The organism is Paenibacillus sp. FSL K6-2393 (assembly GCF_038002545.1).
GTDB lineage: Bacteria > Bacillota > Bacilli > Paenibacillales > Paenibacillaceae > Paenibacillus.
This window is the reverse complement of the sequence record NZ_JBBOCU010000001.1, coordinates 3832117-3846668: the sequence shown is the minus strand read 5'-3', so window position 1 is coordinate 3846668 and position 14552 is coordinate 3832117. Positions and strand designations below refer to the sequence as shown.

Below are 14552 nucleotides of genomic sequence, written 5' to 3'. Positions count from 1 at the left end.
TGGGAAATGCTCGTATAATAGAATCTAATGTAATGATAGAGAACTAAGTCAGATGAAATGTCGGGAGGCACTATTTAAGATGAATTATTCATTTTCCAATCGTATCGCAGCACTGCAACCATCCATTATTCGAGAGATTCTGAAGGCTTCTTCGGGTCAAAATGTAATTCCATTCGCTGCGGGTAATCCCGCTCCGGAAACCTTTCCTATTGAGGCGATTCGCACGTTCACCCAAACCATTCTGGAGCATGACCCGGTCACGGCTCTGCAATATGGAATTACGGAAGGATATGTTCCCCTCAGGGAAGCATTGACTCAACATTTGAAGACAGGGTTTGATACAGGGACTGCAGCCGATCAATTGTTCATTGTATCTGGAGCGCAGCAGGGGATTGAACTTGCCTGTAAAGTGTTCTGTAATGAAGGGGATACAATTATCTGTGAGAGTCCGAGCTTTATCGGTTCCTTGAACTCCTTCCGGGCATCCGGTGCAAAGCTTGCTGGCGTTCCGATGGAGATGGACGGTATGGATATCGAGAAGTTGGAAGAGGCGCTGCAAACGGAGAAAAATGTGAAACTGATCTACGTGATCCCAAGTTTTCAGAATCCGACCGGCGTAACGACAAGTCTTGCGAAACGTAAAGCCATATACGAGCTGGCCAAGAAGTATGGCGTTATGATTTTGGAAGATAACCCGTACGGAGAACTTCGATTCAATGGAGAAGATGTGCCAACCATCAAATCTATGGATGATGAGGGGCTGGTCATCTATGTTGGATCATTCTCCAAAATTCTGTCGGCGGGACTGCGTGTCGGTTTTGTACAAGCACCACATGAAGTTGTGGAGAAGATGGTTGTTGCCAAACAGGGAGAAGACGTACATACAGCCATGCTTCCACAGATTCTGGCATACAAGTTCATGACGGAGTATGACTACGCGGGGCACATTAACAGCATTCGTGAGGTATATCGGAGAAAAGCAACATTGATGATGGACAACCTGCAAGAGCATATGGGTGAGTCCATTACCTATACCCAACCGGATGGTGGACTGTTCCTCTGGTGTGATCTGCCAGCACATGTGCCAATGCTTGATTATGCCAAGACAGCGGCAGCTCAAGGGGTTGCGGTTGTACCGGGAAATGCATTCCTGGTGAACGAGCAAGACCCTTGTAATGCCATCAGACTTAATTTCTCAACCCCGTCAGACGAACAGATTGTCAAGGGCGTAGAGATTTTGGGGCAGGTATTGAAAGGTTATAACGCTTAAAAATGCTTCAATGTGATACATCTACGAAAAGCCGCCAATTTGCGGCTTTTTTGGCTTTTTCTCAGCCTTAATTATCGATTAATGCACTTAATTCTGCCTGAAATACCTTTTGATTCTTTTGATTGAAAGTACTCAGCAGCACCGTAACAATCCCATTTCCTTTTCGTCTGGGAGACAGTCCAATGACTTCTGCAATGACATGAAGTTCATCATCCGGAAAGACAGGTTTCAGGAATTGAATGTTATTCATCCCGGTGCCCGCCACAACATGCTCTCCATAGACCCCAACCTCAATCCATAATTTAAAGGAGATATTCATCGTTTGCATGCCAGAAGCAATTAAACTGCCGAAGCGGCCTTGCTTGGCCTTTTCCTCATCCAAATGCATGTACTGTGGGTCATAGATTGTGGCAAACTCAATAATATCACTCTTGGATAATGCCAAGGATGTGGTTTCGTAGCGCTGACCTATTACATATTCACTAAATCTCATGAAGGCACCTCGGTTTCTTTAATATGTTTTTTCGTAGTTGATGTTTTGCTAAGAGACATGACTGGACTGACGTGTTAAAATGCTAGTGAACTATCCCGTGTGTATTGCTGTGTTACTGCCATAATGGACTAAACAGATGAAACTGTCTTTGAGGAGTATATATGATGACAACGATTAAAGATGTAGCCAAGATGGCTGGTGTAGCCAGTTCGACCGTATCTTGTGTACTCAACGATAAAGGGAATGTAAGTGAGCCAACAAGACTTCGAGTACTTGAGGCAGCGACTCAACTCAATTACGTTAGGCATGGTCCTGCATCGGAATTAAAACGAAATAGTACACAAACCATTGGTGTTATTGTCCATGACATGTCCAGTCCGTATTTCTCGGATTTGGTGAACGGAATAGAAACCGTCGTCATGAGTCATGGATACGATATGATCGTATGTAGTTCGTTGGGTGGAGAGAAGTCGACAGCCCATCGTTACATTCGTGAAAGAAGAATTGACGGAGCTATTGTTATCGCTCAGAATATTCAAGATCAGTTGCTTGTTGAAGCATCTGAAGCAGGCTTTCCGATTGTTGTCATGGATCGGGATCTGGATGCTCAACATATTGTAAAGGTTTTGATGAGTGATACGCAAGGTGGTTACTTGGCTACCCGTTATCTGATCGATAAAGGGCATCGGACAATAGCTTATATTAGTGGCCCGTCACAATCGGAATGTAATCTCCATCGTTATCAAGGTTATTTGAAAGCCTTGAAGGAGGCAGGCATCGAAGAGAACCCCGAATGGAAAATTGGCGGACAATACATGAAGCAAGATGGCTACAATGCAGCCAAGAAACTGCTTGAAGGAGAGTTGCCATCCGCTGTATTTTTTGCAAATGATGAAATGGCGATCGGCGGCTTGGAAGCCTTCAGGGAGCATGATATCTCAATACCTGAGCAGTTATCCGTAATTGGCTTTGACAATATACCTGCATCTCAATACATGAATCCACCTCTAACCACATTTCGTCAGCCGAAGAGGGATGCAGGCCAGCTTGCAGGTCATGTTCTCTTCCAACTGCTGAACGGAGAGATCGTAGAGACGTTATATACACTGGACATCCAATGCGTGGAACGTGATTCTGTTCGGCTCCTCAAACTGAGTTGAGGAGTTTTTTTGCATTCTATAGAATTTTAAATACTTAAAAAGAAAGGAGAGTAGCCATTTATGCATAATATAAAGACGAGGAGTATTTTTTGTTGGAAATAAATGGAGGTTGATACGATGGGCGTACCCACTTTTTTGGAGACAGGCCACATGCAAGAAGGTTTTCCCATTCGGGTAATTCATACAGGAAATCAGTTCAATTATGCTGCACACTGGCATGATGAGGTTGAACTGGTTCTCGTCAATGGAAAGAGCGCCAGAATTGGCGTGAACGACCACGTGTGTGAGTTGGAAAAAGGGGATGTGCTGCTGATCAAACCAGGGGATGTGCACTGCTTTTTGCCGGGGACCGAACATTTGACCATTATCTTGTTCCGACTCGAATTGTTAACCGGGAGTTTCACCACTGAAGCCGAAATTCAGGATCTCGGACAACTTTTCAACAAAACAACAGTTATTCCCTCGGATACGGGAAGTCAGAGCAATCTGACTCAATATATAGATGACATCATTACCGAGAAGAAAAATCAGAAGCCTGGATACCGATGGTTAATGGTATCCAGGTTGTATGATCTCATCATACTTTTATTACGTACAAAAGTACCGGTTACCACCGATGAATCTTCATCTTCAGGATGGGCATGTACTTCTTCCAAAAAATTTGAATTCCTTGAATCGGTCTGTGAATACTTGGAGGAGCACTATGCTGAGCCGATTAAGCTGGAACAGGTAGCGGAACATATTAAATTCAGCAAGTTCCATGTCTGCAAACTGTTCAAAGAGATCAAGGGAGTAACACTGATGGAATACTTGAATCATTTTCGAATTATCAAGTCAGAGTGGGCATTATTGTTCCGTCAGGATACGATTCTGGAGATTGCGATCGGACATGGATTTAACAATGTTAACTCCTATAATCGTCTTTTCAAAAAATATAATGACTGTACACCCTCCGAGTTTCGTAAGAAACATCGTACGAATATGACAAAATATGGAGGATAATGCACAATATTTGTGGAGAAAGCCCTCTCCAAAATCAATATACTCTAATAAATTGTAAGCGTTTCCTTTTTGAAGGAGGGGGCCTATGAAGAAGTGGTTTAAGCCAACTATTGTATTTGTATGTGCAGCGATGTTGTTAGCTGGTTGTCAGTTCAGTCCATCGAATCAAACCAAACAACAGGAGATTACCGTGTGGAGTTTTACAGATGAAGCAGGGTACGCCATCGAGAAATTCGAACAGAAATATCCTGACATCAAAGTGAACTTTGTCAACATCCCCGGTAATTTCTATATCACCAAGCTGAAATCTGCGCTACAGACAACCTCGAAGGCTCCAGATGTATTTATGATTGAAAATGCGAATATTCGAGAGCTGATTGACGTTCCATATCTGGAGAATTTATCAGCTTCGCCGTATAACGCCAATGAACTTATCGAGGAACAATATGCTTTTGTTCAGGCCAATGAAAAGGACAGTGAGGGAAATGTCAGAGCGATAGGTTATCAGGGAACACCAGGGGGCATCTATTATCGTCGGGATTTGGCGAAAAAATATCTGGGCACCGATGATCCTGAGCAGGTGGGTTCACAGATCGATACATGGGAGAAGATCTTCGAGATTGGAGAGAAGGTACAGCAACTTAGCGGGAATAAAGTACATGCATTGGCGAATTGGAATGCTATATCGAATTCATATGATGGTATACCTTGGGTGAAAGACGGCAAACTTGTCATCGATCCAACTTACTTGGAAGTGCTCGATCTTGTACGTGAAGCACGTGAGCGGAATGTACTTGCCGAGTATGAAGATGGAAGTGCAGGTTACGCTGCATCCATGCAAAAAGGAGAGGTCATGTTCTATCCCGGGGCAACCTGGGCACTGCAATATACGTTCAAGGCAAACGCCCCGGATACCGAAGGCATGTGGGGCTTGGCTCAGGGACCGTCAGCGTTTAGTGCAGGCGGAACTTATATAGCGATGTATAGTAAAAGTGACAAAAAGGATCTGGCCTGGAAGTTTATTGAGTTCTATAACTTTGACCACGACTTTCTGTCCGAGTTAGCGAAAGAACAGGATTATTTCACCAGCAACATGGTTGTGAATGATGAACTTGCCCAGTCGCTCTCATCGTCCTACTTGGGAGGACAGAAGCATTTCGAGTTTTTTTCGGAGGCTGCAAAACGGGTACCTGTATACGAACGCACCAAATATGATGCCACGATTAACAATGATATCTACAAGATTGTACTCCAGTTATATCTCAATAAGGACATTCAGACAAAAGAAGAAGTCGTAAAGCGAATCAAACGTGATGTTACCTTGAGATTTCCGGAGCTGGAAGTGGATTAGCTTATAAGCGAGCGAATGAATATACACATCCGATGATAACTGGGGGGATAGAACATGTTTGCCAAAACGATTCGCAAGGACCATTACGGCTACTACTTCATTGCTCCGTTTTTTATTATTTTCACCACTTTTGGGCTGTATCCCATTTTATATTCACTTTACATCAGTTTCACCAACTTTGATGGGATCACGACACCTGACTTTGTAGGGATCGGTAACTACGTTGCCGTAATACAAGACCCGTTGTTCTACAAAACCTTGTTTAATACGTTATTCATCTGGGGCGTATCTGTCGTTCCACAGCTCACAATCTCACTTGTGTTGGCTTTTATCTTGAATGATAAGCTGCTCAAAGGACGGGACTTTTTCAGAGCCGTATACTTTTTTCCCAACATCGTTACGGCTGCATCACTTGGATTGCTTGTGAGCTTGATTTTTGACTGGCAGTCTGGCGGACTGAATCATTTTTTGGTGCAGACCGGCATAATACAAGATCCAATTAACTGGAAAAATGATCCCTGGTTTATGCGTCTGATTGTGTCCTCGATTCTCTTTTTCCAATACTTTGGCTATTCCATGGTCATCTACCTTGCAGGTCTTCAGGGGATAGATCCGTCGCTACTGGAGGCTGCCCAGATGGATGGAGCGAAAAAGAAACATATTTTCATTCATATCATCGTGCCAATGCTCCGTCCAATTATTCTGTTTCAGATGATTACATCCATTATTGGCGGCATTCAGATTTTTGATCAGCCATTTACACTGACCAATGGCAATGGGGGGCCTGACCGGGCAGCCATGACAAGCATTATGTATCTCTATAATGTCGCATTTCAGAGCACGCGTTTTGGTTACGGCGCTGCAATCGCATTTTGTCTGTTTATTATCATCATACTGTTGTCCGTTGCATCCTTCATCATGACCAAGCGGAAGAGCCGTTCATAGGGAGGGGAGTTCTCATGCAAACTGCAAAATCAGTTGAACAACCAAATGCAGCGATTCAGCAATATGCCACCACAAGGCGACTGACAGCAGGCAAGATCATCATCTATCTGTTATTGATTGGTCTTGCCGTGCTGTGCATTATTCCATTCTATCTGATGCTCATCTATTCAACACATAACAATGCAACGATTGCTTCAACATTCACCTTTCTTCCCGGATCGTTTTTAGTAGATAATTATATGAACATGGTATCGAAAATCAACATTTGGCGTGGGTTTGCCAACAGTATATTCATTGCTGGATCATCAACGGTGTTATCTCTGTATATTGGTGCTTTGACCGCGTATGGATTTGCCAAATTTAAATTCAAAGGACGAAACGGATTGTTCCTGTTTCTTTTAGCAACCATGATGGTACCGGGTCAACTGGCTTTGATTGGCGTATATCGTCTATTCAGCATGATGGGACTTCTGGATAGTTATGCCGCAATTATTTTGCCTGCTGCGGCTAACGCGTTTAATGTATTTTTTATCAAGCAGTTCATGGAGAGTAGCATCCCGGATGAGATTATTGAATCTGCGCGAGTGGACAGTGCCGGTGAGTTCCGGACGTTTAATCAGATTGTACTGCCTATTCTGGGGCCGGCGATCGCCGCCCTTGGCATATTCACGTTTATCGGATCATGGAATAATTTCCTGACACCGCTGGTACTATTTTTCTCCCTGGATAAATATCCACTTCCGGTATTGGTTGCGCTAGTGCAGGGGTACTATGGAATGGATTATGGGCTTTTGTATTTGGGTGTAGCGATCTCAATCCTGCCTATTATCATTGTATTCTCTATATTTTCCAAACAGATTATTGGGAGTGTTGCTTTGGGTGCTGTGAAAGGATAGTGATAAATAGAAAATAGGGAATTTCAAAGAGCAAGATCAACGGATTCATAGGAATGAATAGCGTTCTATATCATCAGAGTCGCTCATGAGGGCGGCTTTTTTGGCATTCACTATTTTGCGTATATATCCCATCTGATAAGTAAAGGATACCTTTAACTGAGAATATCTGGACGGAGCGTTCACGGAAAGGGGAGGCGTCATGGACACATCAGCGATAACACAACAGGACCTGCCATTAACCGGACAACTTGTTATTGATCAAGAAATGTTACGCTCCGTTTTTGCGGGTTGCTCGGACGTTATATTTCATACATTCCAAACGGCGTGTCTTACTTCAGCGTTATGCGTATATTGTGTTGGTGTATGCGATACGGAGCGGCTGGAACGACAGGTACTAACGCCCATTCAGGAAATGGGGATCAAAGCTGCGCAAGTTCCCCTAGCTTCTGTTAAGCATGTTGAAACGACGACTCAAGCAGTACAGGCCATATTAGAGGGGGAAGCTCTGTTACTGCTGGACGGTTCAATAGGCGGAACTACATACCCTCTATACCAAGCTGCAAATCGTTCAACGGAGGAACCGTTAGCTGAATCGACCGTGCGTGGTGCACGGGATGGGTTCACAGAATCGTTGACCATGAATTTGTCATTGCTGCGCAAACGTCTCAAGACACCTGCATTGAAGATTCATACACGTAACATGGGAGATCGTACAAACACCAGTATTTCACTTGTATACATGGAGGGGATTATTGACCCCAAACTTGTTAAGGAAGTGGAGACACGACTTGCCGATTTAAAGCTCCAAGACGTACTGGAGAGTCAATACATTGAAGAAGGCATTATCGATGAGCGATATTCACCATTTCCACAGATGATTGCGACGGAGCGTCCGGATGTCGTTGTTTCCAACTTGCTGGAAGGTCGGTTTGCTATTCTCGTTGACGGAACGCCGTTTACCCTTATCGCGCCAGTGACCATTTTTTCAATGTTACAATCTCCCGAAGATTATTATCAAAATGTGTTCATGAGTGTTTTTGTACGCTGGCTGCGATACATTTTTTTTGTTTTATCCATGCTGCTTCCATCGGCTTATGTAGCGATTACTACGTTTCATCAGGAGATGATTCCTACCGTATTACTTCTCAGTATTGCTCGGGCGAGAGAAGAGATCCCTTTTCCTGCATTGGTGGAAGCGCTCATTATGGAAATTGCCTTTGAAGCATTGCGTGAGGCTGGCGTCCGATTGCCGAAGCAGGTCGGATCAGCGGTCAGTATCGTGGGAGCCTTAATTATTGGGCAAGCGGCGACGAGTGCCGGAATTGTCTCAGCCCCCATGATTATCATTGTCGCGATTACCGGTATCGCTTCTTTCATGATACCCCGCTATGCTGCCAGCATCGCGACTCGTCTACTACGTTTTCCCATGATGTTTCTGGCGGGAACGCTGGGACTCACGGGTGTCATGTTGGGAGTCATCTTGGTTGTCATTCATCTAAGCAGTCTTCGTTCATTTGGAACACCTTATCTCTCACCGGTAGCACCTACGATGGCTAAGGAACTTAAGGATGTATGGTGGCGTCCATCTCCAAGGAACAAACCACACTAGAACAATCTACATTTCGAGCAAACAAGGGAGCGGGATGACATATGTTGACTGACAAAGGGAAAATATCGGTGACTCAATTGGCATTTATGGTCTTTCCCGCCATTCTCGCAACGGCTATCCTGTCTGTGCCTGGAATTACAATGCACTATGCAGGACATGACATGTGGATGACTCCAATTATAGGTTCTATTGTTGGATTGGCTGCTATTGGTATTTCCGTTGGACTTGATCGTCTGTACCCTGGAAAAACACTCATTCAATCCAGCGTATTGATTATTGGTCGGATTCCGGGCAAGTTATTCGGTCTGATATATATCGCTTTCTTGCCCCACCTAACGGGCTTGATTATTCGGGAATACGGTGAATTCATTGTTAATAATGCACTTCCACGTACACCTTTGTTTGTTGTGATGGGTACCATGGTTGTTGTATGTGCGATTAATGTCAGACTCGGGATTGAAGTTGTCGGACGAACCGCTCAGGTGTTTGTTACCCTGCTGATCGTGCTGCTGGCTTTGATCTTTATATTATTGATTGGTGAACTGAATCCTGCCGAGCTGTTTCCTTTTATGGAGAAGGGTCCAATTCCCATTATTACGGGGGCTGCTGCACCTGCTGCATGGTTTAGTGAATATATCGTGTTGGCTTTTCTGCTACCTTATGTGAATGAAAAAAAACGAATAACCCGGGTCATGCTGGGTTCCCTTGTGTTTACAACAACTGCAATGACAGTTACCAATCTGTTTTGCCTGTTTTTAATTGGTGATTTGACGGATACATTTGTATTTCCGGTCATGATCGCAGCAAGATACATAACCATTGCGGACTTTCTGCAGCATATCGAGTCCCTTATTATTGCCATCTGGATTTTCGGTATTTTCGTTAAAATTTCCGTATTTCTATATATCTTTGCTACATCAACCGCGGAATGGTTTGGTTTGCGAGACTACAAACCTGTCGTTGGTCCACTTTCGTTCCTGTGCATGGTATTTGCTTACTGGGTTGTGTCCGGTGGATCCGGTATTTCCAGTCTGGTTAGTGCTTCAGCCAACTTGTATACAATCAGCATCTTATTAATCCTTCCGGCTATGATCTACGGTGTCGCCTGGCTGAAGAAAGGGTGGACACATTTTCGGAAGAATCGAGCGAACACCTGATTGATGGGGGAGGAGCACTTGCGATTATATAGAGTACTACTAATGCCAATATTGTGTTGTGTGCTTTTAAGTGGATGCTGGGATCGCATCGAGATTAACGATTTGGCTATCGTGCTGGCTACAGGGATAGATTATGAAGATGGCAAAGTACAATTGACTTCACAGATTTTCATTCCGCGAAAGGCGAGTGCAGGAGATAGCAGTGGGAGTGGAGGTAGTCCAAGCGGGGTTACAATGATTCGAACAGCGGAAGGACGTACAATTGCCGAGGCATTGAATCGGTTACAACGTAAAGTTCCCCGGAATATGTTCTGGGGCCACTGCGAAGTCATAATCATTAGTGAGCAAGCCGGCAAACGCGGTATCCGCGAGTACATCGATTTTTTCCTGCGTTACCCTCAGTTCAGGGAGCATGCATATGTCTTTTCCAGCGATAAGGCTGCGAAAGATATCCTTGCGTTACTTGATCCACTGGAGCGAAGTTCTGCTGAATCGTTGCGTGAGATGGCCAATCTGAAGTTAGGTACACGTGTTACTGCGCTTGAACTGGCTAAATCTATTGAAGGTCCGAGCAGTTCCGCCATTTTGTCTCGCATGTTAATCTTACCCCCGGAGCCCGATCAGGATAAACTGACAACTACGCCATATGTGAAAGGTCTGAGCTTGTATAAGAAGGATCGTTATGTCAAGACGGTCAAAGAACCACTAAGCGTAGGTGTGTTACTACTTGCAAAAGAACTGAACAGCATTATCATGCCTGTTGAGTTTGAGCCGTTAGAGGGGTCTTTCTCGATAAGACTCATTGAAAATAAAACTTCCTTGAAACCGCGAATTGTAAACAAACAGTGGAGTATGAGGGTCGACATCCAAACCAGGGGAGAAGTGGTGTTAAATACGACGGATGCCAATCTGACTGATCCCGCTGTATTAACTAAACTGGAAAAGGAATGGTCGGCTAAGCTCACATCTTTGGCTCATGATGCTTTAGATATGTCCCAGAAAGAGCTGCGCTCCGATTTCTTCAAATTCGCAGTTGAATTCCGTAGATATTATCCGAATCAATGGAAAGCGCAGGAGAAGAACTGGGAAACCATCTATCCTGATATGGACGTGGAAGTCAAAGTAGATGCACATGTAGTACGTACCGGAAAATCAACAGGACCACAGGGTATACCTAATGAGGACGAGAGTTGAACAGAATCGGAACTTGTACAAGCCTGAAAAGAGAGGTGATTGTATGAAACTAGGCTCAATCCTTGGAATTTTGATGCTGGCGACTGCGATAGTGTATGGAGAGTGGAAGAGCAGCAAAGAGAAGCGAGCCAGAATAGTGAGCGCGGGATTTACTTCTGTGGCGGCAGTAGTTGGGATTATTCTTCTCTTTCAGCCCCGTTTGCCTGGTCCTACCCAGTTTGTGAAGCTTATATTTGGAAGTGTGGATCAATTTATAAAGTAAGATGATGGGAAAAATAAGGACCAAGAAAGACCAAGTCTCTGCGTGCCAGAGGCTTGGTCCTTCTTTTATTTAAGTGAGCTGTATCCAGTCAGAAAGTTTACTCTTTGATCACAGAAGCATTCACGGCATCTTCCATCTTGGTATTGTAGGAACGGAACAGACCCAGACGCCAGAATGCGGCTCCTTTGAGGTCATAACGTTTGGCGAGACCCAGCTTATCATCAACAGAGGACGGCGTTTCACTGCTTAGACTGATACCGAGCAGAAGCTTACTCTTCGGGACACCGGCCTGTATGGCTAATTGAATTGCCTGATCTACAAGACTATTTGGCTCAGGTACCTGAGATTTGGTGCCAACCGGATTATACTGATAGGCCATAATAATAAGATCATCTGCAATAGAGGCAAGTGTCTTGTAATCATAACCTTTATAAGCACTATTTAGCGGTGGTACCGCCAAAGATAAAGCTGTGCCCTGGGGTAAGGAACTCTTTAATTGCTTCACGTAAGCATTGAGCAGCTTCTGTTGTTCTTCTGCATCCAGTTTAAAGCCCAGTCCTTCAAAATCCAGAACAACTCCGCCAAAACCATGCTCTGCGACAGCAGCAGTTATGCCTTCAATCGATTTCTGCCGCAGGCTGCTGTCGCTCAGAACTTTGGTCAGTTCGCCGTTTCCGTCCAAAGCATACACCATGAGCTGCGGTTGGATACGCTGATCTGCTGCGTCAGCAACAATGGACTGCGGCGTAATATCACCCGCAGCAGTAGGGAGACGGTACTCATCCCCCTGGAGCGTAAACTGACCTTCACGATCAATGCGGCTCCAGCCAAATGCTACAGAATTCATGGAAGTAATGAGATCCTTTTCTTGAAAGGATTGTAATGCATAGAAGGCTCTCAGGTGCATCTCGCGTTGTGGGGAGACAAGGGAGACCGTCTTGGTTGCCTGATTCCAGCTTACTTGTACACCGAATTGGTTACTGAATGAACTTAATGGAATAAGTACTCGTCCTTCCCGCTGAACGGGTGCTGCAGCCAGTGTAACTTTTTTTCCATTTACGGTCGCTGTGGTGCTGCCAACTTGTAATATTACCTCGGTAGTTTGTCCTTTAACAGTGTTCGTCGCTTTTACCGTCTGTAATTTGCTGTTCCAGATAATATCAATACCTAGGGCTTCCCCGACCGTCCGAAACGGAACGTAAGTGACACCTCTATCAATACGTGGAGCTGCATCAAATTTCAGGGGCACATCATCCAATTGAACTGAGATTGCCGGCGCAGCATAGGCTCCACCGATATTGGGGGTACTTCCAAGGATAGAGAGAGCAATTACAGTAACCGCAGCGATTTTTCCTGCTCTTTTAATAAGCATCGTTTGTGTCCTCCAACTCCGTACATAATAGTAGAATTATATTTTGAACAGAATCTAGTAATCTAACATATGTAGCATAACAAAATTTTCATATCGTTCCAATATAAGAGTTGGAAGTTTAGTCATACTAGCGGCAAGAATCGTAATATACATTACTATATATTGCGGAAGGAGTGTGCTTTTTGCCAAACTCTACAGGCTTTATTTACAATCCAACTTCGGGTGAGACCCAATCCACTCAGCTCATTGTGACTTGCATTAATGATTCCCTTAATGTGCCTGTCAGTATTGAGCTGGAAATTTTCAGATGGGACACCACCCAAGCTGCACGCATACCAATTGGTCATGATCTTTTTGAATTACTTCCCCAAGCGACGAGAAGTTTAATCTATCCATTGATCAATGCTGCTTTTTACGAGGTGCAAAGCGATTATTTTAGTGCTACAAGTACGATCATCCATGTATACGGTGTTAATTCTACAGGTCAGATCATCCAGCGTGTGCTTCAATCGGAGATGACATTAATTGACCGATTCACAAATATCCCTTAAAGGAATCGAGGTGAGCAGATGGTAGTTGTGAATATTACCGGGGCTTTGGCAGGCAGTCAATTTGAACCCTCAATTGCAGTTAATACGCTGAATCCGAATATCATGTGCGTGGTAGCTGTGGATACCAGTACCGGGCCAACATTGACTGGTTTCTATCGTTCCATCAATGGAGGCAGTACCTGGACCACCACTGTGCTTCCTCAACCGGCAGGGTATGCAGGAGCAGAGGCGCCTACGATAGACTATACGTTTCCGAATACCTTTATCGTTACCGTACATTTGTTTAACGGGATCAATGATGGGACGATTGCGAGTTATACTTCTTTTGATGATGGACTCACGTGGCAGCCACCGGTTATCGTCCAAGCGGGGTTCGGTACTATTGTTCATAATGATGAGCCTTTCATAGCTGTTGATCGTTCTCCAGGTAGCCCTTATCGAGGCCATGCATATGTCGGGTATACGCCGCTCGCGACAACTTCTTCCGCGATCTTTACGCAAAGGTCGCTCACGCAGGGGATCTCCTGGGAGCCGCCTGATCGACAGTCGAATCCCCGAGGAATACACGATCGAGCTGCACTGGCTGTTGGATTCTCAGGTCAAGTCTATGCGGGATATATCATTACGGGTCCTGCCAGTCCATCCGCGTTATTACGTATTTCGTACGATGGGGGCATTACATATCAACCTCCTCTTGAAAGACAGGCAACGTTTATTTCATCCGTAGTACCGGCACCTTCGCCTTTACCTGTGCCCAATTATGCTTTTCGAGTGCAGACCAACCTAAGTCTGGGAGCAGATATTTCCGTTGGACCTAACAGTGGAACCGTGTATGCCGTATGGAATGATGCGCGAGCTGGATATACCGATGTATTACTCAGTGAATCTCCTGATGGCCTCCTGTGGTCAGACCCGATCAGTATTACAGGCGCTCCTCCAGGTACCCAGAATTTTTTTCCGTCGATTACCGTATCACCCTTTGCGGGAACAATTAGAGTTATTTATTACACCAATCGAATAGACGGGTTCTTGCTGGACGTTTTTGTGGCAGAATCATTCAATGGAGGTGCGAGCTTCACCAACCGTAGGATCACAACGACATCCTTTAATCCAAATGGTAACTCTCCAATGCCCACAGTATTGATTGGAGACTATATTACTGCAGCTACATTTGCTCCGGATAACCTGGCAGCCACCTGGATGGCTACAACGCCGCCTACGGGGAAGCTGGATGTTTATTTTGGAAACTGATTCAATGTAAATTGGAACACCCCCATACCTTAATCTTTA

At 44.6% G+C, this 14552-nt stretch carries 14 protein-coding genes; 12 read left to right on the top strand and 2 right to left on the bottom strand.

From position 1 onward, the window contains the following. Positions 1-79 precede the first annotated feature (79 nt). The gene (locus MHI14_RS16925) at positions 80-1270 is read left to right on the top strand and encodes an aminotransferase-like domain-containing protein (protein ID WP_341130842.1); all 1191 of its coding nucleotides are present in this window, start codon (positions 80-82) and stop codon (positions 1268-1270) included. 67 nt (positions 1271-1337) lie between these two features. Here the strand turns inward: MHI14_RS16925 and MHI14_RS16920 are convergent, their stop codons facing one another. Next, the gene (locus MHI14_RS16920) at positions 1338-1763 is read right to left on the bottom strand and encodes a MaoC family dehydratase (RefSeq protein ID WP_091016472.1); all 426 of its coding nucleotides are present in this window, start codon (positions 1761-1763) and stop codon (positions 1338-1340) included. Between the two features lie 164 nt (positions 1764-1927). Between MHI14_RS16920 and MHI14_RS16915 the strand changes: the two genes are divergently transcribed. The 9 genes from MHI14_RS16915 to MHI14_RS16875 all read left to right on the top strand — a co-directional run bounded on the left by MHI14_RS16915 (position 1928) and on the right by MHI14_RS16875 (position 11339). Continuing rightward, on the top strand, positions 1928-2923 hold the full coding sequence (locus MHI14_RS16915; protein ID WP_341130841.1) for a LacI family DNA-binding transcriptional regulator: 996 nt from the start codon (positions 1928-1930) through the stop codon (positions 2921-2923). A gap of 117 nt (positions 2924-3040) precedes the next feature. After that, positions 3041-3925 (top strand): AraC family transcriptional regulator, encoded by an 885-nt coding sequence (locus MHI14_RS16910; RefSeq protein ID WP_289392456.1) that lies wholly within the window; start codon positions 3041-3043, stop codon positions 3923-3925. An 85-nt stretch (positions 3926-4010) separates the two neighbouring features. After that, positions 4011-5276, top strand: coding sequence for an ABC transporter substrate-binding protein (locus MHI14_RS16905; protein WP_289392457.1), 1266 nt, complete (start codon positions 4011-4013; stop codon positions 5274-5276). A gap of 54 nt (positions 5277-5330) precedes the next feature. Next, a complete protein-coding gene (locus MHI14_RS16900) occupies positions 5331-6221 on the top strand; it encodes a carbohydrate ABC transporter permease (protein ID WP_341130840.1) in 891 nt (296 codons plus the stop codon). 14 nt (positions 6222-6235) lie between these two features. Then, the gene (locus tag MHI14_RS16895) at positions 6236-7117 is read left to right on the top strand and encodes a carbohydrate ABC transporter permease (RefSeq protein WP_341130839.1); all 882 of its coding nucleotides are present in this window, start codon (positions 6236-6238) and stop codon (positions 7115-7117) included. 199 nt (positions 7118-7316) lie between these two features. After that, positions 7317-8726 carry a spore germination protein gene (locus MHI14_RS16890; RefSeq protein ID WP_341130838.1) on the top strand — a complete coding sequence of 470 codons (1410 nt, stop codon included), beginning with the start codon at positions 7317-7319 and terminating at the stop codon, positions 8724-8726. Positions 8727-8767: 41 nt separating this feature from the next. Then, entirely contained in the window at positions 8768-9883 is a 1116-nt protein-coding gene (locus tag MHI14_RS16885) for a GerAB/ArcD/ProY family transporter (protein WP_341130837.1), read from the top strand. A gap of 42 nt (positions 9884-9925) precedes the next feature. Beyond that, the gene (locus tag MHI14_RS16880) at positions 9926-11077 is read left to right on the top strand and encodes a Ger(x)C family spore germination protein (protein WP_341130836.1); all 1152 of its coding nucleotides are present in this window, start codon (positions 9926-9928) and stop codon (positions 11075-11077) included. A 43-nt stretch (positions 11078-11120) separates the two neighbouring features. Next, entirely contained in the window at positions 11121-11339 is a 219-nt protein-coding gene (locus tag MHI14_RS16875; protein ID WP_341130835.1) for a hypothetical protein, read from the top strand. A gap of 97 nt (positions 11340-11436) precedes the next feature. Here the strand turns inward: MHI14_RS16875 and MHI14_RS16870 are convergent, their stop codons facing one another. Continuing rightward, positions 11437-12711: a stalk domain-containing protein gene (locus MHI14_RS16870; protein WP_341130834.1), complete on the bottom strand. Its 1275-nt coding sequence runs from the start codon at positions 12709-12711 to the stop codon at positions 11437-11439. A 182-nt stretch (positions 12712-12893) separates the two neighbouring features. Between MHI14_RS16870 and MHI14_RS16865 the strand changes: the two genes are divergently transcribed. Next, positions 12894-13262, top strand: a complete 369-nt coding sequence (locus MHI14_RS16865) for a hypothetical protein (RefSeq protein WP_249910773.1) — start codon at positions 12894-12896, stop codon at positions 13260-13262. An 18-nt stretch (positions 13263-13280) separates the two neighbouring features. Beyond that, on the top strand, positions 13281-14513 hold the full coding sequence (locus tag MHI14_RS16860; protein ID WP_341130833.1) for an exo-alpha-sialidase: 1233 nt from the start codon (positions 13281-13283) through the stop codon (positions 14511-14513). Positions 14514-14552: the final 39 nt, after the last annotated feature.

Excerpts from the sequence above, each read along its gene's own strand:
- MHI14_RS16925 (WP_341130842.1), top strand. The coding sequence starts at position 80 with ATGAATTATTCATTTTCCAATCGTATCGCAGCACTGCAACCATCCATT.
- MHI14_RS16920 (WP_091016472.1), bottom strand. The coding sequence starts at position 1,763 with ATGAGATTTAGTGAATATGTAATAGGTCAGCGCTACGAAACCACATCC.
- MHI14_RS16915 (WP_341130841.1), top strand. The coding sequence starts at position 1,928 with ATGACAACGATTAAAGATGTAGCCAAGATGGCTGGTGTAGCCAGTTCG.
- MHI14_RS16910 (WP_289392456.1), top strand. The coding sequence starts at position 3,041 with ATGGGCGTACCCACTTTTTTGGAGACAGGCCACATGCAAGAAGGTTTT.
- MHI14_RS16905 (WP_289392457.1), top strand. The coding sequence starts at position 4,011 with ATGAAGAAGTGGTTTAAGCCAACTATTGTATTTGTATGTGCAGCGATG.
- MHI14_RS16900 (WP_341130840.1), top strand. The coding sequence starts at position 5,331 with ATGTTTGCCAAAACGATTCGCAAGGACCATTACGGCTACTACTTCATT.
- MHI14_RS16895 (WP_341130839.1), top strand. The coding sequence starts at position 6,236 with ATGCAAACTGCAAAATCAGTTGAACAACCAAATGCAGCGATTCAGCAA.
- MHI14_RS16890 (WP_341130838.1), top strand. The coding sequence starts at position 7,317 with ATGGACACATCAGCGATAACACAACAGGACCTGCCATTAACCGGACAA.
- MHI14_RS16885 (WP_341130837.1), top strand. The coding sequence starts at position 8,768 with ATGTTGACTGACAAAGGGAAAATATCGGTGACTCAATTGGCATTTATG.
- MHI14_RS16880 (WP_341130836.1), top strand. The coding sequence starts at position 9,926 with ATGCCAATATTGTGTTGTGTGCTTTTAAGTGGATGCTGGGATCGCATC.
- MHI14_RS16875 (WP_341130835.1), top strand. The coding sequence starts at position 11,121 with ATGAAACTAGGCTCAATCCTTGGAATTTTGATGCTGGCGACTGCGATA.
- MHI14_RS16870 (WP_341130834.1), bottom strand. The coding sequence starts at position 12,711 with ATGCTTATTAAAAGAGCAGGAAAAATCGCTGCGGTTACTGTAATTGCT.
- MHI14_RS16860 (WP_341130833.1), top strand. The coding sequence starts at position 13,281 with ATGGTAGTTGTGAATATTACCGGGGCTTTGGCAGGCAGTCAATTTGAA.